Origin of the sequence: Ensifer canadensis, assembly GCF_017488845.2 — a bacterium.
GTDB lineage: Bacteria > Pseudomonadota > Alphaproteobacteria > Rhizobiales > Rhizobiaceae > Ensifer > Ensifer canadensis.
The window spans coordinates 806,135-826,513 of the sequence record NZ_CP083374.1; the positions used below are offsets into that span (position 1 = coordinate 806,135).

Sequence of the window (20,379 nt, forward strand, 5' to 3'; positions counted from 1 at the left end):
GTCACGCCAACCATTGGGCAACAAATGATTTCGGCCCGAGATCCTTCATAAACGCCTTCCATTCTCTGTCATGCTGTTCGAGTAGGCCGAAAAGTCTCTCCTCGGCTTCAATTGTCGTCATTTGCAGCTCCTCCGCCAGTTGCCAGGCGTGTCGCTTCAAGCGTGCGCGGTAGAGGGGGGAAGAGCGCATTTCGGCGAGATGATCAAGATGCAGCGCTCCGGCGATACCATATCGCTGCATTGCCCGGGTGACTTTCGTGAAGCCCGGGACGACTCCACCCTCGAATTTTTCCGACCGCAGATCTTCCCAAATGTAGTTCTCTATCGGCTCGCTAATCCCGGCAGAATGGAAACTGAGCCTGCGGAGCATACATGCTGCACAGATTCCGCAATGCCTGCGCGTTTTATCGAACGACGAATTTCTGCTCTGCTGCCAGCAAGAGCGAGTCTTGTTCCACTCTTCAGGACTGGATTCGATCGCAGCAAACTCTGCCAGGGTCTGTCCCTTCGTTTTCCAGAGTTGCGGCAATCGAAAATGGATCGAATAATCGAATAGAGCTTCAAACACGTCCTGCATCTTGCGTAGGAAGCGAGGGTGATTGCGATAGTCTTCATAGCCGTGGCTGGTCGGAACAAGAGTCGGTCCTAATGCACCTTGTCCGCTTTCCGGCATAGCCACGTCATGGGTTCCGACGAGATAAGCGGCCAGCGCGCTTAGTAGGGTGAACTTAAATCCCCGGCTTCGGACCGACGACTCTTTGATCCCAATCGGCTTCATGTTGACGGAGAATGGAATATTCAGAAACGGTACCTTCCTGCGATCGCGAACGGGCCGATCGTCGGCTTTCGAGCCGACGCGAACCCTGATCAACCTATCGATGCGTCCCTGCGCGGCGAGGATTGCCGAGACAGCACGCGAGTCTAAGCCATCGCTGAAGGGCGTAATCGTTCGACCGGGATCGCCCCATTCGAACAAGCTTTGTTGTCCGAAATCGTTGTCGGCGCTGACCTTGGCACCGGTGAAGGTCAGTATCCACTCATCTCCGGTCAAAAACTTCAATGCGGCGGCAATGCAGTCCATCACGCGTGGGTTTTGCCAGAGCGCGACGTCGTGCACGGGCAGCTGCAACTCAATGCGGCGCGCCCAGCCGAAGCCTGGGCGCTTCATGGCCTTGTCGCAATACTCGACCGCGGCGATGAGGACCATCGCATCATAAATGCGGCTGTCCCAGTTTTTCGTCCTGTAGTCGTTCAAGTCTTCCGTCTTGAAGACGATAGCCTTTCCGATTTCGGCCGTGCGCCAGCCTTCTGCCCCTTTAGCCCCGGGTTCCACAACCGCAACTCGGATCATAGGTATTTCCAAGGGGGCTTCGCTCATAGTGGAGGCCCCTGATCGACGCCGTCGTGCACCGTTGGCGATCTGGTTATGTTGACGGTGCGATCGCCAAGTATTGACCTCGCCATGCGGTTGAACGTTCCGCCGGCAGTCATCTCCCCGATGGTTTCTCCCATTCGTCGGCGCATTTGCTGGCAGGCGCCTGGACCCGCTTTCACAAGGTAATGCTCTTCCATCGCGCGAGCGCCGGCGGCCAAGCGTTCGCCAAGCGATGCGGCCAGGCCCTTCTCTACCGCAGCCAGTCCAACATATCCTTCCGAGATAGCCATTTGCGTTGCCTCGATGGCGCTTGCTGCCAAAGGCTGTACCGATGGATTGACGCGGAGGCGGTCGAGTTGTTCATTCGCGGAAGAAGCCAGCGTGAGAAGATCCCAACCGTCAGCTATCGTGACAAGCTGCTTCAAAGCCGGAACAACCTCAATTCTGACATCACGCATGAGTGCGGCTTCAGCCGCCTCGCTGACTTGTTGAATGCCAAACGCTGGTCTGTACGCCCATGCTGCGACACGTTGGTATCCGTGGCGTAGAGGCAAGCTTTTATGCGGGCCGTCGCTCATTGGAATCTCCTAATGTCAGGTAACTTGAATTTTTTTATATGACATGTCAACATTCGCGCGTAGATTGATTTTCACCGCACGCATGAAGGGAGAATAGATGAATTCGGATCGCTACAAGAGTTTTGACGAACTGGCCGCGTCTGAAGATGCAAGTGCTTTCCGTATCGAGGCAGAAAAACGGAATTCCAGTATCTGCGTGCTTGCTCCCCATGGTGGAAAGATTGAGCTGGGAACGTCTGATTTGGCCCGAGCAGTTGCTGGCAATCGTCTCAGCTACTACCTGTTTGAGGGCCGAAAACCGAAGGCCAATCGCGACCTCCATGTGACATCTGCGAACTTCAATCAGCCGCAGGCGATAGCGGTCGTCGAAAGCAGTGATGTTGCCCTAGCAATGCATGGTTGCGAAGGAGATGGCGAGGTGATCTATCTCGGGGGAAGGCACAGCAAACTGGCTGCAAGCATCGCAAAAGCGCTTTCAAACCGAGGCTTCTCGGTTGGGACTCACAAAAACCCTTCATTGCAAGGGATCGATCGATCAAACATCTTTAACCGCGGAAAACTAGGAATGGGTGTGCAATTCGAAATTACCCAGGCCCTTCGCGTTCGGCTGACTGATAAAAAGGGCCAGTTAAAGGCGCCCTCGCTCAAGGACTTTGTCGATGCGATCAACGAAGGACTGAGCCAATGAAGGCGCGTGATCTGTGACCCTTGTCGTTGACCACCTACCTCGCATTTTTCAAGCAAACCTCGAACGGCTATTTGTGCGCGTCATCCTACCAACGATGGACGCACTGGTGCCCCATCCCTCCTCGAAGAAGACGACGCCGGGTCGATGAATGAGTTTCTGGATCGCGCTGCCGCCCAGGTCAACAATTACACAGCAAACGAGGCAGCCAAGTCCTTTGTGCTAACGTTGGCCGCCATCTTCGAACGGCAGCTCAGTATTTGGGCAACGTCGACGGGGAGGAAGGATTTGGCGAAGTTGCGCGGCTTCCAAGAGCATCTGCAGGCCTGCGCCCAGCACGCGGGCGTCAACTTGGCGCCTGACGATCTTGGCGCCGAGCTCGACGAAATGTTCATGGTGGCCAAGGTCGTGCGTCATGGCGAGGGACCGTCATGCGAGCGCCTTCGTACCATGGCGCCCGCACTCTGGGACCACACGATCGCAGAATATCGTGACCTTCTACCGGGGCCTCCGCGCCCGAGCGAGACACTCAGGATCAGAAAGAATGATCTCGTCCGGTATATCCGGGCGACGACGAGGTTCTGGGGCCGGGCGGACCCTTTACCTATGGGCAGTAACGGATCCACCGTACTGGTCAAGTTGATTGAGCGGAGACGAACCATTGGGCGACGACGACTACATGCATGAAGAATATAATGATCGGCCGCGCTATCGCCCGGTCGCCGAAATCGGCCCGGGCGAACTTGTCGACGCGCTGATGACCCTTGCCGGGTTTTCTGAGAATACCTTCCTGGTGATGCAAGCCCACCAGCTCGGGATGGTCGACAATCTTTTGAACGCGCTGGAAGACGAAGTCATGCGCAATCGGGCCGATGACGATCCGCCTCGCGACAGCATGGCCTTGTTGGGGGCGCTGTCGCATATGTGGATTTATGCGGCCTATGAGCTCCAACGGACCTGGCGTCAGCGCTGTGAAGAGGTGATCAAGCTTGCTGATAGCGGCGGGCTGGATCTTAAGGCAGCTCATCTCGAGCGTGATCTCGGCTACCAGCATTATGACCGTGAACTCAGGGCCGAGCAACTGCGCACCGCACAACAACGTCCGGAGCTGGTCGCACAGATGCGCACCGACCTGCGGCGCACGGAAATGGGCTTCACCATGCTGGAATTCATCAGGGTAGCGCTCGCCAAGCATGAGGTGAGCAAAAAGGGCAGCAAGAAGCCGCCGATCGCCTTCGCTCCCGGACTGGCGCGGCAGAACCGCTACTGCGGCTCGATGGAATACGAGATGAGCAACGGCGGCACGATCATCGACACCATCACGCGCCGCGATATCGCCGAGACGATCAGGTTCATCCCTGAAGCCGAGATTCCGAGCGACGACGCACTCGCGGGCTTCCGGGCCTACATGAACCCGCCCGACGTCGATCCGTTTGCCAGAGGTAGACCTTGAGCGAAGAGGAGCAACCGGATTCGCCTAAGAGGCAGAAGGCCTTCGACTTACTCGCGTCGGTGGCGGTCTTTGCACGCAAGAACGGCATTGCGCTCAACGATCCCACGCTGGTCGATAGCTTCATGGCAGCCGCCGCACCGCGTTTGCGGGAAGCGCTGGCCGATCCGGCACTGATCCACGGGTCTAGGGTCGAACGTCTATTCGAAGCGACGGTACTGAGCCTCGGGCACTTCAAGCTTTTGAAGACCGAGGACGTCGGTCGCGTCCACGCCGCTGAGACCTTGCGCGCGCCGGACTTCCGCATCGTCCTGGATGACGGCGGGCAATGGCTTGTGGAGGTCAAGAACGTACGCAGGACGGACCCCTCCAGGCAGGAGTTGCGGATGTCGCGGAAGTACCTCGAGTCGGTGCAGGCCTATGCAGATGCCGTTGGAACGCCTTTAAAGCTCGCGATCTACTGGTCGGCGTGGAGGTTCTGGTCGGTGATCTCGCCGGAGCGCTTTCGGACCCGCAGCGGAGGGCTGCGCGTCTCTATGCAGGAGGCGATGCTCGCCAGCGAATTCGAGCGGCTCGGCGAAAAGCTAATCATGACCAAGCCGCCATTACGCCTCGTGCTCAGCGCAGCGACGGACGTACCGCGGTCCGTCAGCGACGAGGGCCTTCCTAACTTCATGATCGCATCGGCAAGGATCTACAGCCGCGACGTCGAGCTGACTGATCCGAAGGATCGCAAGCTCGCCCAAGTCTTCCTGTTTCATGGAGAATGGAAAGTGGAGGAACCTATTGCGCTAACGGAAGGTGACAAGATCGTTGGCGTCGAATTCGTTGCAAACCCGGTCGAGCCGACGCATCAAGGCTGGGAAGGGATCGGCTTCGCTAGCCGGATTTTCAGCAGCTTTTATGCCGAACAGACGATCGACGGCGACCAGGTCATCCAGCTCGATGGGGAACCGGCGCCGGACTGGTTTGCCCCGCTTGCGAACTGGGATTTCAAGAACAGCAAGTTGCCGCTGTTTCTCGGCGTTATTCAACCTTCGCACGGGCCCTAACCGTCCCCAGTCTCTAAACGCGATTGTCGAACAGCCGGAAGCGGCGCCTCAGCTCTCCCAATTTGAGCCAATCGCTCATCCTGTACCGATTTGTTAGTCTCGTCGTAGGCGGAACAGAAAACTGGGTGTTCCGCAATGACCACTAGTCTGCGCCATTCGACCATTTTTCCGGCATGCTGTTAGCAAGCCGCTAAATGCCACGGATTAAAAAGGTGAATTACACGTGCGCAAAGATGTACTTTGGGTTGCATCGGTCGCAGCTACCGTTATGACACAACCCACGACATCTGGGCTCTCCGCGCGCAAGTGAGAAAATAGCTGTGATCATCCGAAAATATCTCCGATGCCTGACATGCGATCAGGTTCACGCGCTGCGCATAGCAATTGGCGATGCAAAGCGACAGCCGCATCATTTCGCGTGTAGGAACTGCGGAGAGGAACTTGAGGTCGTGCTTACCCTTGGCACCGGAAGCGGCGAAGGGGCTTTTTCGTGTTCCGAAAACGCTGAATTTTGCGATGAAGAAGCCGGGGCCCTTACTGTCAATCTGGACCCCAACTTTGTAATTCCAAAAGATCAGGCAAATTCGCCGCTTTCGTTTCCCCGACTTGAGCAAATGAGGACGATGGTCAAGGCGATGGAAGCACGCGGTATAACGCTCGATCAGATGGCGCGCGCCTCCCGCGAACAAGGACCGACGTTTCCGACAGAGTGGACGCATCTGAGAAAAGCGATCGGACTTGAAATACGGGGCAAGTCGAAGCTTTCAAGGCGCGAAATCGACAAGAGTGGTGAGCTATTTTACGGAGTCGAGAGGCTCGACAGTCTAGACGATTGGTTCATTCGGTTTCTACGGAGGCTCGTCGGCCCGGACGATGCCAAGCTCTTTGAAAAAATCAGCAAGGAGGTCGAACGCATCGTTGAAGCGAAGGACGCGGACGACTTGATGAAGCACTATCTTGCCGATCTTAGAACCGCCAGACGAGACGCATATTTCGCGATCCTGACCGACTTCTTCCGGAACTATTCTGAATTTTCTCAGGTGCTGTATCGCGTCCGACTGGGTGCCGCACCGCCAGAAGATGCAACAGCCGGCTCGACGAATTTCGAGAATGTGAAGACCTTCTATGGAGATGCCTTTGAGACTTTCGCCGGTCTGGTGGAGCTTTTCACGATGCTCAACAACCTGGACGCCGGGCGCGAATACGACCAGGGAGAACGGCTGACCTTGAAGAAATATCGGGAACTCGACAACGCGAGCAAGTTCAATCCCTTCGCCGGCAACGCGGCCTTCACGGAACTCTGCGTCGAAATCGACAACCAGATCAGAAATGCTTCACACCATCGAGGGATCAAGCTTTCCGAGGATCGTCACAGCATTCTATACCGTGCGGGTAAGGGGGGCACCGGGGAAGAACAGTCCATGACCTATGTGACCTATCTTGATCGGTGCGTGCGTATTTTTATGCAGATCGCTGTGTTGCTCTGCGTCGAGATCGTGATGAACTTTCGCCAGGGACAGGCGCTATTTGGAGGCGAATCGACAAGCTAGTGGGTTCAGCGTCGCAAGGTGTGGCGCCTTCAAATAATCCCCACGCCCAAAAACCTCCCCCTCCCCGTCATCTCGCGAAGACCGAGGTCGCCGACGATCAGGCGCCGCCTGCGGCGTGACCTCGAGCGTCTTCACGACCATGCCGGCCGAAACCCTGGCCATGACCAGCTCAATCAGTTCCGGCAGCTTTGACGACGCCCGCCGGCCGGTGAGCCTTCGCTCTATCATCTGGCGCGCCAGCGCCAGCCGGTCGTTTCCTTCAGCCCAAGCTCGACGGCGGCGATCTGGACGAAGGGATGCCGCCGGTCCCGCCTGCCGGAGACCGTCGGGGCTGAGCGCCCAGCCGGGCGGCTGGGATGCAAGGCGCCGACGGCTCCGCAGCACGTCGCGGGCAATGGTCAGTTCGTGGGTTGGGGTGCGGATGTCGTGGCCGGCGTCGTGCAGGGGGGGACGAGCTCGCCGTCGATCCACAGCGAGGCGCAGGCATCGGCAAAATGGGATCGTTCAATCCACCCTTCGCCAACAGGGAAACGCGATGCCGGTGTGGGTTTGACTTTACCGTTTCAAACCGAAAATTGTTATATGTCCGTTGAGTTTAGGCGCTCAACACCGTCCGATTTTCCGCTAACGATTTCAGCGCGTCCCTTTTTGCAAGGCCATTGCAAGATCGAACATCAACAGCAACTTCGGCACTTGCGAGCAGCGATTGTCGATAAGCGTTCGTTCTGGAGCTCGGGCGTGCCAGCGCAGCCCGAACCACAGCGTCGGCCGCAGCTTCCGGCGCAATTTCCCCAAAGCGCCCGGGCTTTGAAAGCGCCCTCCCCCGGCTTGGCCTGAAGCCGTTCGGTCAAAGTTTCACGTCGTATTTTTCGCTAAGCGACTTCAATTGAAGTCAGGAAGTAAGAGCCACAACCGCCAGACAATCTGCCCCGGTGACGCGGCAATTGATTATTTAAATGATCATTAACCATATGAATTAACGTCTCAAATTTCACAAACGGAAGTCAATTGGCTTCATTTTTCCGTCATCCAGACGCGGCTTTTCGCACCCGTTCACTATCGATAGGTATCAAGTATCGATAGTGAGATGGTCCACCAGTTGACCAACACGTACGTGCGCTCTATTTTTAGCTCAGAACGTCAAATTTGCGCTCGTCCGAAATCTGCGCGACGAGAGCCATTGTTCAGCGGAGTTTCCATGAGCGTCACCGTCAAAGTCGCCGAGGCCAAGGCGCATCTCTCCGAACTCCTGGCGCGCGTCGAAGCCGGTGAAGAGGTCATCATTTCCCGCGGCAACGATCCGGTCGCCAAGCTTAGCCGGATCCACAAGGACAATGAGCTCGGCTTCCTGATGGCAGAAGTCCGGGCGGCTCGCTTGCGTGCCAAACCCGTTACCAACGATGAGATCCTTGACTGGAAGCGCGAAGGACAGCGATTTTGAGCGTCTTCGTTCTCGATGCCTCAACCGCAGCCGCCTGGCTGCTTCCGGAAGAGCACAGCGAAATCGCTGAAGAACTGATCGCCAGCATATCCGGCCAGTGTCCGGTCCCAGGTCTCTTCTGGCACGAAGCCAGGAGCATCCTTGTAACCGCCGAAAGGCGCCAGCGCATTGCGGCGGGTCAGGCATTGACGGCGATGACCAGATTGCGGCGCCTCCCACTTGAGGACGCCGGCGCCGGCCAGGACGGATCGGTGATCGAGCTTGCGACGGCGCAAGGGCTCAGTGCGTATGATGCTGCCTATCTCGAGCTCGCGATCGCCCGGTCCCTTCCGTTGGCGACCCTCGATCGAAAGCTGGCGGCTGCAGCGCGGGCAGAGAAAGTGCCGGTCCTGGGACCGTTCGGCAATGAGCACTGACGGGATCCAATCAAGTGCTCTGGCTCGAGCCGAGCAACTCGACGCCCTGGACGCCATCCTGCCCTTCGACCGCCGCGACCAGCTTGCTGCACTTCTGACCGACAACGATGTTGCGACGCTAAAACACCTCGCCAGCGAAGGCATGGGCAACAATACCCTGAGGGCGCTTGCTTCTGACCTCGGCTATCTCGAGGCCTGGTGCCAGCTCGCCACTGGCACTCCCCTCCCCTGGCCGGCGCCGGAGAGTCTGCTTCTCAAATTCGTCGCCCATCACCTCTGGGACCCGGCTAAGCGGGCCGAGGATCCAGGCCATGGCATGCCGGCAGAGGTGGAAAGCGGCTTGCGTTCTCAACGCCTCTTGCGCGCCGACGGGCCACACGCCCCGCAAACCGTTCGACGCCGGCTAACAAGCTGGTCGATCCTCACCCGTTGGCGCGGCCTCATCGGTTCCTTTGACCGCCCTTCGCTGAAATCCGCCCTGCGGCTAGCCGTTCGCGCCAGTGCACGGCCGCGGCAACGCAAGAGCAAAAAGGCTGTCACAGGCGATATCCTGGCGAAGCTTCTGCTCGCGTGCGCTGGCGAGCGCCTGGTCGATTTACGCGATTGTGCACTGCTTTTGGCGGCGTTTGCCTCCGGCGGACGCCGCCGATCAGAAGTGGCAGCGATGCGCGTTGAGGATCTCAACGATGAGGACCCGGTTCGCACAGATCCAAACGACGAGAAATCCCCTCCCCTCTCCTGCCTGTCGATCCGGCTCGGCCGCACGAAGACGACGACGAGTGATGGCGACGAACATGTGCTGCTGATCGGCCGGCCAGTGGTTGCGCTGAAACGTTGGCTGGGGGAAGCCAATATCGAAGAGGGGCCGGTGTTCCGACGCATTGACCAATGGGGGAATATCGACCAGCGGGCGCTGACGCCGCAGTCGGTCAACCTGATCCTGAAGGGCCGCTGCAAACATGCCGGGCTCGACCCGACGCTATTTTCCGCGCATGGGTTGCGGTCAGGCTATCTGACCGAGGCTGCCAATCGGGGCATCCCGCTCCCTGAAGCCATGCAGCAGTCGCTGCACAAATCCGTCACGCAGGCCGCTCGCTATTACAATGACGTGGAACGCAAACAGGGGCGCGCCGCCCGGCTGATCACCTGAAAGCGCTGGTCATGCCGGCGGAGGCGTGTGGTCCTGGACGTCCGGCCAGAGGCACCGCTGGAGCAGAACAAACACTGACTGCAGTAAGCTGCAGAATCGCAATGGGCTCAGGTCTGGAAGTTGTCGGCCGATATCTTGCCGGACTTATGGTCTTTCACCAGCTCATAGGTAATCTTCTGGCCGTCGTTGAGTCCGCGTAGACCAGCTCGCTCCACCGCGGAAATGTGGACGAACACATCGGCAGTTCCGTCATCCGGCTGGATGAAACCGAAGCCTTTTGTTGTGTTGAACCATTTTACCGTACCGGTTGCCAAAGTATCCTCCTTTGATCATTGTCCTGTCGGACTGATTGGCTCGAAGGACACTGGTGCGCTCACATTAGTAGACGGTTCCGGCGTCAACGGAAAGTCATGCGCCGGCAGAATTGATATGCCCGCCCTCTCAAGAATGCAGGCCATCGTCGCGGCCGCATTTTCCGGGGCCATGGCGTCGGTTGGCGCTCGGACTGACACCGAGCATTGATCGGACGACCATCGCGGCCGTCATCAGTTCGCGCCAACTCGAAATCGCGCCGTCCGGCCCATACATCGCGATCTTCTGAGAGCGCGACTTCAGCGGTTTCTTCGCAATCCATCAGCCCGGATACTTCTCTTGCATCAACACTGCGGTCAGGTAGAATACAGAAAATCAGGAACCTAGGAACCTTCGATGGCGCTCAGTATTAAAGATCTGGAGACCGAACGGCTTGCCAAGGCCCTGGCCGAGAAGACCGGAGAAACTATCACCATGGCCACGCGCCGCGCCCTGGAAGAGCGGCTGCGGCGCCTCGCAAATGCCGGAAATCGCGAAGTGCTTCTCGAGGAACTGGCGGCGAGCCGTAAACGCTGGGCGAAGCTCCCGGTGCTGGATAAGCGCTCTGCCGGTGAGATTTTGGGGTATGACGAAAACGGCCTTCCCAACTGATGGTCATCGACACATCAGCAATTGTTGCGATCGCGTTCAACGAACCGGACGCAGAAACCTACGAGCAAAAAGTAGTCGACGCTCCGCGGCGTTTCATTTCAGCTGCGACAATTCTTGAACTGTCCATCGTGATCGAGGCTCGCCTCGGCGAGGCGGGCGCTGCCGAGCTCGATCTATGGCTCTACAAAGCGGGTGTCGAAGTCGTCGCTGTCGACGCGGAACAGATTGCTATTGCAAGACGTGCCTGGCGCAACTTTGGCAAGGGCCGGCACCCGGCGAGCCTGAATTTTGGGGACTGTTTTTCCTATGCGCTGGCCAAGTCGCGCAACGAGCCATTGCTCTTCAATGGCGACGATTTCTCGCGCACAGACATAGAAGCAGCCTGACAATCAATGACCGGCGCAGGCTGCACTTGCCGTATCGAATGATAGGCGAATGTCGCGCGATGGAAACTCGCGCGCGATAACGGTAGGGACCGACTGTTCATCAGGTCTTGCGAAAGATGGATCCGAAATCGGCATCAAATGCCCCGTTCGCCAAAGCCCTGCCCGCGGTGCTACCTCCAACAACCGCCTGTCTCAATAGACGCAACATCGCTCAAAAGCGAGTCTGCCTGATCGATCTGCGCGATTCAGGCGGTGCTGCTGAGCGCGTTTGCGTCCGGGCCGCAGACGCTACCGCCGGCCTGGTGTAGTCCGCACGGCGTTAATTCATTGATTCTTCATCGGATTGTCCCGAAATTGCCGGCCGACAACTTCTTGCCTTACGGGCCCACTCGCGAGCGTTTTTCGGTCCAGGCTTTCATGCTGACCAAATCTCCGAATACACCATTGGGTTTGCACACCAATTTTCTGCTTGCTGGCAGACAAACTTTAAGACTCACCCGGCCTTCAGGATCCCTTTTGCAAACGGTCAATCTGTCCAAGCCTCCCAGCAAAGAAAGTGATCGAAACGAAAGCCCGTTGGGGCTCCCATTCAATCCTTCGCGGACAGGAACTCGGCGTAAAGCCGATCCAGATTGTCTGCGAGGTATTTGCCAAACCGCCCGGCATTCTTCGATTTCATCGAAAGCGCGAATGCCTTTCCGGAGTTCGAGTACTGAGCTTGCACAGCCTTATCTTCGGCTTGCCAGTGATCCTTGACCTGGAGCACCGCCTTCCTGACAGGCTTCCTCGAGGTCGCAAGCGCGTTGAAGAGCGCATTGAAACGCTCGTCGCTGGTGAGCGAGCCAAACGAGGGCTGTGCCAGAACTTCGCCGATCTGTCCCGCGTTGTCCGCCTTTCCAGCGAGCAGCGAGAGCTCAAGCCAACGATCGCGTCCGGTCGACGGGGCAGGGCCAATGCTCCTGATGACCTCCGGCGAAATCCGTTCGGTCACGGTCATCATCTTCGAGATCGCCGTCTTGTCGGCGGTAAGGGATGAAGAGATTACCGAGCGATCATGCCCAAGCGCCTCCAGCCGATGGGCAAAGCTCGCCCGCTCGATGAAGGAGAGATTGGCGCGCGCGGAATTCTCCTGCCCCTGCGCAATGACATGCGTGCGATCATCCAGCGCTCGAACAACGGCCTTGACCTTGGCGCCGAGTTCGCGGGCGGCCCGGACACGGCGATGTCCGAACACCACCTGATAGCGACCAGGCGCCGACGGGTGAGGGCGCACAAGGATCGGCGTATCCTGGCCTCGTTCGGCAATCGCGTGCTTGAGAGCTTCGAATTCCTCTCGGTCATCCTCAAGGCGGTCGACCACGAAGGATCCGTCGATCGAATCCGGGTCGAGTTCAACAATCGTTTCGCCTTCAAGGAACTTGTCGGCCTGCCTGGAAAGTTCATCAAGCGAACGAACCATGCTCTTCGATGCACCCCGCATTGGATAGGCAGGCGCGATGTCTGTCTGCGGAGTATCGGCCCCGTCAACCAGACCTGCCAGTAAGTTCTTTCTCGCCATCTCGTTACTCCGTTTGTCTGTACCGCATGAGCGGTCATCCCATAGTCGATCGTCAGCCGGCGACCTTACGTCCCCAGGAGGCGTGGACCAGGTCAGCGATTTCCGAATTGACAGCATTCAAGGCATCCATGGCGCGCTCATAGGTTGAGCGGGTCATCTGGCTCTTGTCGACTTCATAAAGTGTCTGCTTGGTGATGCCGGCATCCGACACCGCCGTTGATTTCAGCATCTGGTTCTTCAGGACGAACTGGTGAAACAGCGTCTGCATGAAGCCAACCATCTGTCCTTGCGGTCCGTCGGTCGGCTCGTACCTGGTGATCAGATAACGATACCATTCCAGATTGACCTCCGCGCCCGCATCGCGGATCGGCTTCAAGATGCCGCCGAGCATCAAGAGAAATTGTCCCATAGACATCACATCGAGCATCTGAGGATGAATCGTAATCAAGACGCTCGTGGCTGCAGTCAATGCCGTGATGGTGAGATAACCCAGCTGGGGAGGGCAGTCGATCACCACGACGTCGTATCGGTCATCCACTTCGGCCAACGCGCGCGAGATACGCGTGAAGAAGGTCTTACCCTCGTTCGAGCTTCTGTTAGACATCGCAAGCGGCGTATCATACTCGAACTCCTGCAGTTCGAGGTTCGCAGGGATGATATCAAGACCGGGGAAATTCGTCGGTAAGATCACCTCAGAAATCGGCCGGCGCTCTTCATCGTAACGGATCGCGTCGTAAAGCGATGGTGTCTGGTCGAGTTCCGGCTGGAAACCGTGAAGCGACGACAAGGAGGCCTGCGGGTCCAGGTCGACTGCCAGTACCCGGTGTCCGGTCAGAGCCAGGTACTGAGCCAAATGGGCAGCGGTCGTCGTTTTGCCCGAACCGCCCTTGAAGTTGACGACCGCGATGATCTGAAGTTTTTCACCGGCTCGGCGTTTCGGCATGTAATGGCGCGCTTCCGAGCGACCATGCTGGTCGAGATATCTGCGCAACTCCACCATCTGTTCGGCGCTGTAGGAACGCCTTCCCGACGTCGATGTCTGGGGGAGGGGACCCTTACCTTCAAGGTGCAGCTTCTTCAGGGTGCTCTGCGACACGCCCAGAAACCGTGCGACTTCATTCAGCGAAAACTGACGCAGCAGCTTTTTGGCGTTCGGGGGAAACTGCTGCATGCTGAGGAGATGGAGCTTCTTCGAGATCAGATCGCCCTGCTCCAGGATGAGGTCCTCGAACTGCGTTGGCTGAGCACGGGCTGCGGGAGGTGAATTAGCGTTCATTGCATGGGAGCTCTCGAATAACGGTTTTTCAGCCGGAAGGACTGCCTAAGCGTTATTATGGGTGAAATCGCCCTGCTGGCAAGGAATTTAGGATTAACAAAAGGTTAAGGTTGTTTCTGAGGCTTGGGAGCGAGCCAGCGGTGTGCCATCGCCGAGCCCAGGCCGGTCGATGTTCAGATAATGGCGGTCCTCTGAGCCCCGCGCCCATCGGACTCGGTCTGAAGACTTGCTTCCGCCGTCGCGCACCTCAGTTCATGCGGCATGATGTGGGTAGCGCGAGCGGCGGCTTTAGAAAGGTAATGGAAGAATTTGGCCCAGCTCCGAGAGAGGCACGAGATAATGATCCTTTTCGAAGCGGACGGAAAGGATCCCTTAAGGGCAATTGACTGGCGCGTTGGCAATACGAAAATGCCACCAATTGCGTGTGGAGATCGCCCGCGGGGCGAGATGAAACGGGAGTGAGCGCTTGTTGATGTCTGCGTGGCGGGCCTTGAGCAAACGGACCTTGTCCGGTTCAAAAAGGGGGCAGACTCATGAGCGGCAACCTCAAGGGCGATCTGTAGCTGGCAACTTCATTGATCGCCTCAGCGACACGAAGGGCGATCGGATTGAACGGACACCCGACAGGGCCAGGCGATGAGGTAGGGCATCACAGGCGAATAGCGTAACATGAGATACACCTGTGGCAGGTGCAGCAGGAAGGCGTTGGCAACTTCAAGTTCTCAATCGGGACCACGCGATGAGCAATGTCATCCAACAAGGTCGTGACGAACGCCGCTGGCCCCCGGTTCTGGCAATCATTGCGGTCTTCGCTTTTTTGGAGGTTCTACCGCATCACGTCTCCGCGCTGCCTCGATGGGTGTCATACGGGGTCCTGTTAGCAACTATTGCTCCAATGATCATGGTGACGGTGTCGACCGAGAAGGCTGTCTGGCTGCGGATCGAGCACGTTGCGATCATGCTCCTTTCCAGTCTCTACGCTGCCAATACGGCGGCGGAACTTGGCGATATGATAGGGATCATCACGATACACCCGCCCGAGACGCGAGCGGTGTCGTTGTTGAGTTCATCGTTTTCTATCTGGATCACCAACGTTCTGGCGTTCTCGCTTCTCTATTGGCAGGTCGATTCTGGTGGTCCCTCTCGCATCGCGCGTGGGATATCAAGGAGACCTGACTGGCTCTTTCCCCAGTCATCGGCTCCCGAATTCGCATCAGCCAATTGGCGGCCGCTCTATGTCGACTATCTTTTTCTGGCGTTTAATACCGCTACGGCTTTCAGTCCTACCGACGTGCTGCCGCTCACGCCGCGCGCGAAGCTCCTGATGATGCTCGAAAGCGCCATCGCGCTTCTGACACTCGTGCTCGTGGCCGCACGTGCAGTCAATGTCATCCCGTAGTGTCTTAACCGCGATTGCGGGCTTACGGCCGCTCCAAGCTGATGGGCCCCTCGGCCCACGTTGCGCCATGCGTTATGACGGGCCGGGCGACCTTGGAAGCTGAGCGTATGAAGCACAACGCCAGTTATGTTGTGCCCCGAGCCATCAGCCGCCGAGGCGTCAAGTCCGATGAGCACGCCTTCTGTCCTCCCATGAAACCCGCCTCCAGCGGAAGGGATCGTCTGGCAAGTCCAAATAGAAGCGGGCGCCGGCCGACCAGTCCTGCGAGGGTCCGAACTGAACGTGATACAATTCGCCATGGACATATCCGCCGGTGTTAGGGCTGAACCAATGATTTATCCAAGCAAAATGCATCGGGGTTCCACGCCGTGGTTAAGACGGGGCAGAACTGAGTAGCGATTTTGGCGGGTCGATTCGTTGTTCGTCCGGTGCACGTGTTCAATTTATCAATCTGGGATTGGTCCGGTAGGACGGGGGGAGAAACATGGTCTCTGTTGACGCTAACCAGCTTGCGAACATGATTAGTCATGCGGTCGCGCCGGCTTTCATGCTCAACGCGGTCGCTGCGATGGTGGCGATTCTGGCCAATCGGATTTCCGGCGTAACGGAGCGGATCAGAACGCTTCGGGAGCTCGACGAAAGCGATGCCCGAGCGTGGTTGAAGAAGGAAATGGCCGAACTGCGGCGGCGAGAACGTGTGCTCAACAATGCGCTTCACTTGGCCGTGTTGGCAGGAATCGGCGTCACGTTTCTGCTGATCTTCGGATTCGTCATCGCCTTTGTTGGGTACCGCCACGAACCAGGAGCCGCCGTTTTGTTCATGGCGGCTCTCGGCTTTCTGGCGGCGTCGCTCTTTCGCCTCCTGCAGGACATCAGGCTCTCCCAGCTTGAGCACGACGACGGCAATACGCCGAAATCGCCAATGCGCTGACGTCAATCTTCAGAAGTGGACACCCCGATGATTGATGTCGTCCGCGTAGTCGACGCCCACGTCGCTTTATCCGGCCACTGCCGAGAAAGTGTCGTTTGAATTTAGCCGAGTCCGGGGCCGCCATCCCCGTCGAAGTCGGGGCCGCCGCCCACCGCGTCCACCCACGTGGCACTGTCCTCCCGCTCGACATCGACCGGACTCTTACGCCACCGAACTCATCAAGCCGGCCATCCTGATCTTCGAGCAGAGCGAAACCCCAGAAGTGCGTCACTCCGACGCTGTAGGCCAAGATGCAGCGGGGCGTGTGCGGATCAGCTCTCAGTTCGATGTAGAACACGTCGCCGGCGATATTTTAGCGATCATACCGTGCCTCAGCCGTCGCATGACGGCGAGACGTCGAGGTTGTCCGAAATGTCGCCGAAATCACCGTCAAAACTGACCAACGAAAACTAAGTCATCTTACCTATATTGGTGCGTCCCAAGCCTTGCCGATTTCATCCTTCGGAGTCTTTCGATTCCTTCTTGGCCTGCCCTCTGTCGAGCTTGCCGAACTCGGTCATGATGCTAACCAGAACGCTGCCCGTCCATCCGAATGTAAACAAGCCCGACACCGCCATGATCGGCCCGATCAAACGCCAACTATCAGGTAGTTTTACCGTGCCTTCACCAAGCGTCGTGTAGCTCTCCAGGACGAAGTAGTAGCTGTCCCGCATTGAAGGGATTATCCCCATCATCGATATCGGCGCTGCCCACACGAGAGTCTCAGCGAAATGAAGGATTGCCAGCGATCCGATCGCGACCGCAAGCAAGAGATTGATACGCCAATGCGGCGTGGTGTTGTTCACGAGAACCCAGGACCTGCTGAAACGCCGATTGATCGTGCGAATGCCAACGCCGTGTACCAACATGATCAAAATGACCATGACGGTCCCAAGCGCTATTTCAAGAATTGGGTTGGGAGCAGATAATTTGTCCATGGTTATCCAAGGGCAAGGCGCCCGATCCGAATTAGCGAGCGGGCGAGGTTCAAGTGTCGCCAAAAGCCAGAGTTTCGACGGCACAGTAGTGAGCGTTGCAAAGTTGCTACTTTGGGAACAAGAACGTAACGATTGCACGAACTCCCCAGCCGTCAGGCCCGTTTTCCGGTGATTCCGCCCAGTAACGCGCGCCCACGCCAAAGCTCACGGGCTGTTCGTCGAACTTTACCACCTTGGAGACCTGAAAGTTAATTGGAACCGACCAGTCATTGGTTTCCCAGTCATAGGTACTCTCCGTGTTCAAGGAGAAGGTCCAGGCTTCCGGCGTGGTGTAAGAGATGAACGGTTGCAGGAAGGTCGAGCTGACATCCGTTCGGTCGCTCTGTCCGGCAAACGACCAAACATGGTTTGCCAATATCCCAAAAGTCCAGGGCCCGTCTTGCTTGAGAGCCACTCCGGTCGGCCCCGCGCCCCACTTTCCGCTTCCAAGCAACTCGTCGGTTGCTGTGGGAATCAGAAACACCGGGCCAACACCCCAGATGATTCCATCGGTTGGCTTGACTGGCGACAGGAAGAAGCTCTGCAGCGTATCACCGAGGCCGAACTGGCTCCCCGACGGTCCGGCAATGTCGTCTTGCCAGGTCACAGGCAGGATCGTACGGGAAATCAGGTTCCAGTCTGCATTGAGCGAAATTGGAATTACTGGCTGGATGTTCACCACGGTATGATCGCCGTCGTTCGGTCCGTAGCCCTGATCGTAGTTGAATTGGAATGGAACGCTGATCAGCGACGCAATTGGGTTTGAGAGCTTCTTCGCTAGCTCCTCGCTGCTGGACTGGGCATGCGCCGATGCGGTGATGGACGTGAGAAGGACGGCGTAACTCAAGAGTTTCAGCGAACCTGATGCCACAGTCATGCTCCTACCTGCGTGTAGTTTCAAACAACCGATGGAGCCATGCAGGAACCCCCCAGATCGCATGCTGCAGCCGACGATGATTGAGTCTTGTTTTCGTCGCAAGTGCAGGGCAACCACACACGGCAAAAAAGGTGGGCGGTGACAACCGTTCCACAAATGCAAATACTGGCAATTCCACAAGCACCGGGTGGTGCAAATTCCTGCTGTCGCAGCCGCACCTCGTAATTCGCCCGCGGCTTGCGTCGGTCGGAGTTTTATAAGGCAGGTCATGGCATCGATAGCGTTCGTGAGGCTGCGACCGATGAACGACGCGATCCGAGGTGAGGCAGGCGACCGACGCGCTCGCCGCCGATCGCCCAGTGTTGCGGTCCTCCGCCGCGGGCGCTCGAAGAACGGAAAAGGGGGATGGGGGCCTTTTTAAACGCGGAAATCTGTTCTGGGCAGACGATCCAGAGTCTACGGCGATGTTGCCGTGCTGCTTCAGCAATGCTGCAGATGCCGTATTCGACGAGGTAGGCCCCGCTGATGTAGCGGGGCCATGATCTAAGTCTCAGTCCCGGTTCAACCGCGACCAGATGAGCTTGAGGTCAACTTCGCCTTCGACCTCTGCAAGTGTGGCGTAGATCGGGGCTGAGAAGCTCGGGTCGTCGAGCTTCACCGAAAGATAGTCGCGGCCCTGATCGGAGGTCTTCTGCCAGGCCGCGCCCAGTTCGACGTTACCGGCGTAGATGCGGAAATGCGGCCCCTTGTCGGAGGGGTTCTCGACCCTGGCAATGCGAGCCTTGACGTTGAGTGCGAGGGTGCGGATTGAGCCGTTGAAGCCGTTTTCGGTGGAGGTGAAGGTGCCAATGGTTGCCATTGTCGTGTTCCTTTTCGCTGTGTCGGGCCGCACCATTGCGGCCTCGATGGCTGTCGCAAGGACCGGGGACGATTGGTCCGCACCCATAGGGCCGCAATGGAATGGAGGGCGGCAAGTCGCAGTTTTGTTAGTGCGCGAGGAATGGCGGCGCAGCTGACAGGGGTAAGAAAACTGCGACTTGCCGTTGCGGAAGGACGATCGAGGCGCAGCCGATCTTCGGTCAGACACGCCTCATCGAGCCCGCCGAGGGAGCGCTGTCACCAGTGGGTGAGAGGGACATGGCAATCGCACCTCTGACGAATGGAGCCTCCCGATCGGTGTCGTAGGTTCAATCCATTTCCGCAGGCCGCGATGTTCCGCGAGTACGGTATCTAACACCTGATGGGACGGTTGCATCCAACAGGCCTAACGAAAACGTTCAGTCGCGACTGGTCGCCTGGAGGGAGGTGATGTCAGGCAAAGTCGATTATCGATGGCCCACGCCAGTGAACTTGCCGCGAAGTTCAGGATTTTTGTAGCATTGGGAACACCATTCCAAATGTAATGGCAGCGATAGCAACGAACTGGGGAAGGGTCAGCATTTCCTCGAGCACTGCCATCCCGACCACACACGTCGTCACTGGAATGCACGGCATGAACAGCGAGGCCTCTCGCGGGCCAAGTTGATGAACCGTATAAGTATAGAGCACGATCGCAACCGCACCGGCAAGGAAGCCCTGGATCACGAATTGCGTCGCAATCTCGGCTATGGAGGCAGCTGCGAAACCACTCGGCGCCACGATGTACAACAGGGGCAGCGGCAAGCAGGAGAAGAGAACAGCGGCGATCGCCGCCGTTCTCGCGTCAACGGACCAGAACCTCACCAGCACCGCATAGAGCGCGAACATGATCCCCGATCCCGCAAAGAGCAGATCGCCGCGCAGGGTGTCGCCTGTCTTTAGGGCTGCGGGGGAAACGAACAGAAGCAGTCCGCCGATGATCGCGACCATGCCGATGATGCGCGCGCGGGAAACCTTGTCCTTGAACACGAGACGCGAGAGCAGGAACGAGAAGAAGACGATGGAGGCGGGAGACAGGGCTGCGGCATGGGCGGCCGGGGCGTGCGTAAGCCCCTGATTGATGATCAGGGTGTAAGGCAATCCCACGAGCAGTGCCAGCAGACCGGCTTTGCGCCAGCCTAACAGCCTCAGCTTTGCCGTGCCGGTCTTCCATAGCACCGGCAGGAAGACGAAAAGAGCGCCAGCAAACCGTAAGCCGACGATATCGGCGGCGGTCAGATGTTCGCGCAAGCTGAAGCGGGCGGCCACGAATTGCACGGTGGTAATCGCGACGAATGCTGCCCCTGCTATAACAGCCATCCGCTTGCTGCCGTCACTGTCTGCGAGGATCGAAATACGCACTCTTGCCTCCGTAAGGG

General features: G+C 57.8%; 21 protein-coding genes and 2 pseudogenes. 12 read left to right on the forward strand and 11 right to left on the reverse strand.

Going from position 1 to position 20,379, the window contains the following annotated elements; translation table 11 throughout:
• Window position 1 precedes the first annotated feature (1 nt).
• Complete coding sequence (locus J3R84_RS37140) at window positions 2-1,378, reverse strand: 7-cyano-7-deazaguanine synthase (RefSeq protein ID WP_203528546.1); 1,377 nt, start codon at window positions 1,376-1,378, stop codon at window positions 2-4.
• Window positions 1,375-1,953, reverse strand: coding sequence for a hypothetical protein (locus tag J3R84_RS37145; RefSeq protein ID WP_203528548.1), 579 nt, complete (start codon window positions 1,951-1,953; stop codon window positions 1,375-1,377). Before J3R84_RS37145 ends, J3R84_RS37140 begins: the two co-directional genes overlap by 4 nt.
• Before the next feature lie 97 nt (window positions 1,954-2,050).
• Here J3R84_RS37145 and J3R84_RS37150 point away from each other — a divergent pair, with 97 nt between their 5' ends.
• The 5 genes from J3R84_RS37150 to J3R84_RS37170 all read left to right on the forward strand — a co-directional run bounded on the left by J3R84_RS37150 (window position 2,051) and on the right by J3R84_RS37170 (window position 6,690).
• The gene (locus tag J3R84_RS37150; protein ID WP_203528550.1) at window positions 2,051-2,641 is read left to right on the forward strand and encodes a poly-gamma-glutamate hydrolase family protein; all 591 of its coding nucleotides are present in this window, start codon (window positions 2,051-2,053) and stop codon (window positions 2,639-2,641) included.
• A gap of 144 nt (window positions 2,642-2,785) precedes the next feature.
• Window positions 2,786-3,325, forward strand: a complete 540-nt coding sequence (locus tag J3R84_RS37155) for a hypothetical protein (RefSeq protein WP_203528552.1) — start codon at window positions 2,786-2,788, stop codon at window positions 3,323-3,325.
• On the forward strand, window positions 3,300-4,091 hold the full coding sequence (locus J3R84_RS37160) for a hypothetical protein (protein WP_203528554.1): 792 nt from the start codon (window positions 3,300-3,302) through the stop codon (window positions 4,089-4,091). Before J3R84_RS37155 ends, J3R84_RS37160 begins: the two co-directional genes overlap by 26 nt.
• The gene (locus J3R84_RS37165) at window positions 4,088-5,140 is read left to right on the forward strand and encodes a hypothetical protein (RefSeq protein WP_203528556.1); all 1,053 of its coding nucleotides are present in this window, start codon (window positions 4,088-4,090) and stop codon (window positions 5,138-5,140) included. Before J3R84_RS37160 ends, J3R84_RS37165 begins: the two co-directional genes overlap by 4 nt.
• Before the next feature lie 449 nt (window positions 5,141-5,589).
• Window positions 5,590-6,690 carry a hypothetical protein gene (locus J3R84_RS37170; protein WP_203528558.1) on the forward strand — a complete coding sequence of 367 codons (1,101 nt, stop codon included), beginning with the start codon at window positions 5,590-5,592 and terminating at the stop codon, window positions 6,688-6,690.
• Window positions 6,691-6,719: 29 nt separating this feature from the next.
• Here the strand turns inward: J3R84_RS37170 and J3R84_RS37175 are convergent.
• Window positions 6,720-7,226, reverse strand: a pseudogene (locus J3R84_RS37175) (helix-turn-helix domain-containing protein); the annotation flags it as partial.
• A gap of 662 nt (window positions 7,227-7,888) precedes the next feature.
• Between J3R84_RS37175 and J3R84_RS37180 the strand changes: the two are divergent.
• Genes J3R84_RS37180 through J3R84_RS37190 form a run of 3 tightly spaced genes read left to right on the forward strand, consistent with a single transcriptional unit; the run spans window position 7,889 to window position 9,697 of the window.
• Complete coding sequence (locus J3R84_RS37180) at window positions 7,889-8,131, forward strand: type II toxin-antitoxin system Phd/YefM family antitoxin (protein ID WP_057210673.1); 243 nt, start codon at window positions 7,889-7,891, stop codon at window positions 8,129-8,131.
• Entirely contained in the window at window positions 8,128-8,547 is a 420-nt protein-coding gene (locus J3R84_RS37185) for a type II toxin-antitoxin system VapC family toxin (protein ID WP_057210669.1), read from the forward strand. The genes J3R84_RS37180 and J3R84_RS37185 overlap by 4 nt, the downstream gene beginning before the upstream one ends.
• Window positions 8,537-9,697 (forward strand): site-specific integrase, encoded by a 1,161-nt coding sequence (locus J3R84_RS37190; protein ID WP_203528560.1) that lies wholly within the window; start codon window positions 8,537-8,539, stop codon window positions 9,695-9,697. Before J3R84_RS37185 ends, J3R84_RS37190 begins: the two co-directional genes overlap by 11 nt.
• Window positions 9,698-9,804: 107 nt before the next feature.
• Here the strand turns inward: J3R84_RS37190 and J3R84_RS37195 are convergent, their stop codons facing one another.
• Window positions 9,805-10,011 (reverse strand): cold-shock protein, encoded by a 207-nt coding sequence (locus J3R84_RS37195; RefSeq protein WP_203528562.1) that lies wholly within the window; start codon window positions 10,009-10,011, stop codon window positions 9,805-9,807.
• Window positions 10,012-10,111: 100 nt separating this feature from the next.
• Window positions 10,112-10,294 (reverse strand): annotated as a pseudogene (gene repC / locus J3R84_RS37200) (replication initiation protein RepC); the annotation flags it as partial.
• Window positions 10,295-10,405: 111 nt separating this feature from the next.
• On the opposite strand from repC, the gene J3R84_RS37205 reads away from it, so the two are divergent.
• Together J3R84_RS37205 and J3R84_RS37210 are read left to right on the forward strand one after the other, a co-directional pair.
• The gene (locus tag J3R84_RS37205; RefSeq protein ID WP_203528564.1) at window positions 10,406-10,660 is read left to right on the forward strand and encodes a type II toxin-antitoxin system VapB family antitoxin; all 255 of its coding nucleotides are present in this window, start codon (window positions 10,406-10,408) and stop codon (window positions 10,658-10,660) included.
• Window positions 10,660-11,046 carry a type II toxin-antitoxin system VapC family toxin gene (locus J3R84_RS37210; protein ID WP_203528566.1) on the forward strand — a complete coding sequence of 129 codons (387 nt, stop codon included), beginning with the start codon at window positions 10,660-10,662 and terminating at the stop codon, window positions 11,044-11,046. The genes J3R84_RS37205 and J3R84_RS37210 overlap by 1 nt, the downstream gene beginning before the upstream one ends.
• 589 nt (window positions 11,047-11,635) lie before the next feature.
• Here J3R84_RS37210 and repB read toward each other — a convergent pair.
• Both repB and repA read right to left on the reverse strand, forming a co-directional pair.
• The gene (repB, locus tag J3R84_RS37215; protein WP_057213810.1) at window positions 11,636-12,604 is read right to left on the reverse strand and encodes a plasmid partitioning protein RepB; all 969 of its coding nucleotides are present in this window, start codon (window positions 12,602-12,604) and stop codon (window positions 11,636-11,638) included.
• Between the two features lie 52 nt (window positions 12,605-12,656).
• Complete coding sequence (gene repA / locus J3R84_RS37220; protein WP_203528568.1) at window positions 12,657-13,880, reverse strand: plasmid partitioning protein RepA; 1,224 nt, start codon at window positions 13,878-13,880, stop codon at window positions 12,657-12,659.
• 739 nt (window positions 13,881-14,619) lie between these two features.
• On the opposite strand from repA, the gene J3R84_RS37225 reads away from it, so the two are divergent.
• Together J3R84_RS37225 and J3R84_RS37230 are read left to right on the forward strand one after the other, a co-directional pair.
• Entirely contained in the window at window positions 14,620-15,279 is a 660-nt protein-coding gene (locus tag J3R84_RS37225) for a hypothetical protein (protein WP_057213816.1), read from the forward strand.
• Between the two features lie 484 nt (window positions 15,280-15,763).
• Window positions 15,764-16,210, forward strand: coding sequence for a DUF2721 domain-containing protein (locus J3R84_RS37230; RefSeq protein ID WP_057213819.1), 447 nt, complete (start codon window positions 15,764-15,766; stop codon window positions 16,208-16,210).
• A 494-nt stretch (window positions 16,211-16,704) separates the two neighbouring features.
• Here J3R84_RS37230 and J3R84_RS37235 read toward each other — a convergent pair whose 3' ends face one another.
• The 4 genes from J3R84_RS37235 to J3R84_RS37250 all read right to left on the reverse strand — a co-directional run bounded on the left by J3R84_RS37235 (window position 16,705) and on the right by J3R84_RS37250 (window position 20,362).
• Complete coding sequence (locus J3R84_RS37235) at window positions 16,705-17,187, reverse strand: hypothetical protein (protein WP_057213821.1); 483 nt, start codon at window positions 17,185-17,187, stop codon at window positions 16,705-16,707.
• A 106-nt stretch (window positions 17,188-17,293) separates the two neighbouring features.
• The gene (locus tag J3R84_RS37240) at window positions 17,294-18,082 is read right to left on the reverse strand and encodes a transporter (RefSeq protein WP_373688539.1); all 789 of its coding nucleotides are present in this window, start codon (window positions 18,080-18,082) and stop codon (window positions 17,294-17,296) included.
• A 571-nt stretch (window positions 18,083-18,653) separates the two neighbouring features.
• Window positions 18,654-18,962 carry a DUF736 domain-containing protein gene (locus tag J3R84_RS37245; RefSeq protein ID WP_057213826.1) on the reverse strand — a complete coding sequence of 103 codons (309 nt, stop codon included), beginning with the start codon at window positions 18,960-18,962 and terminating at the stop codon, window positions 18,654-18,656.
• A gap of 503 nt (window positions 18,963-19,465) precedes the next feature.
• Entirely contained in the window at window positions 19,466-20,362 is an 897-nt protein-coding gene (locus J3R84_RS37250) for a DMT family transporter (RefSeq protein ID WP_225968640.1), read from the reverse strand.
• Window positions 20,363-20,379: the final 17 nt, after the last annotated feature.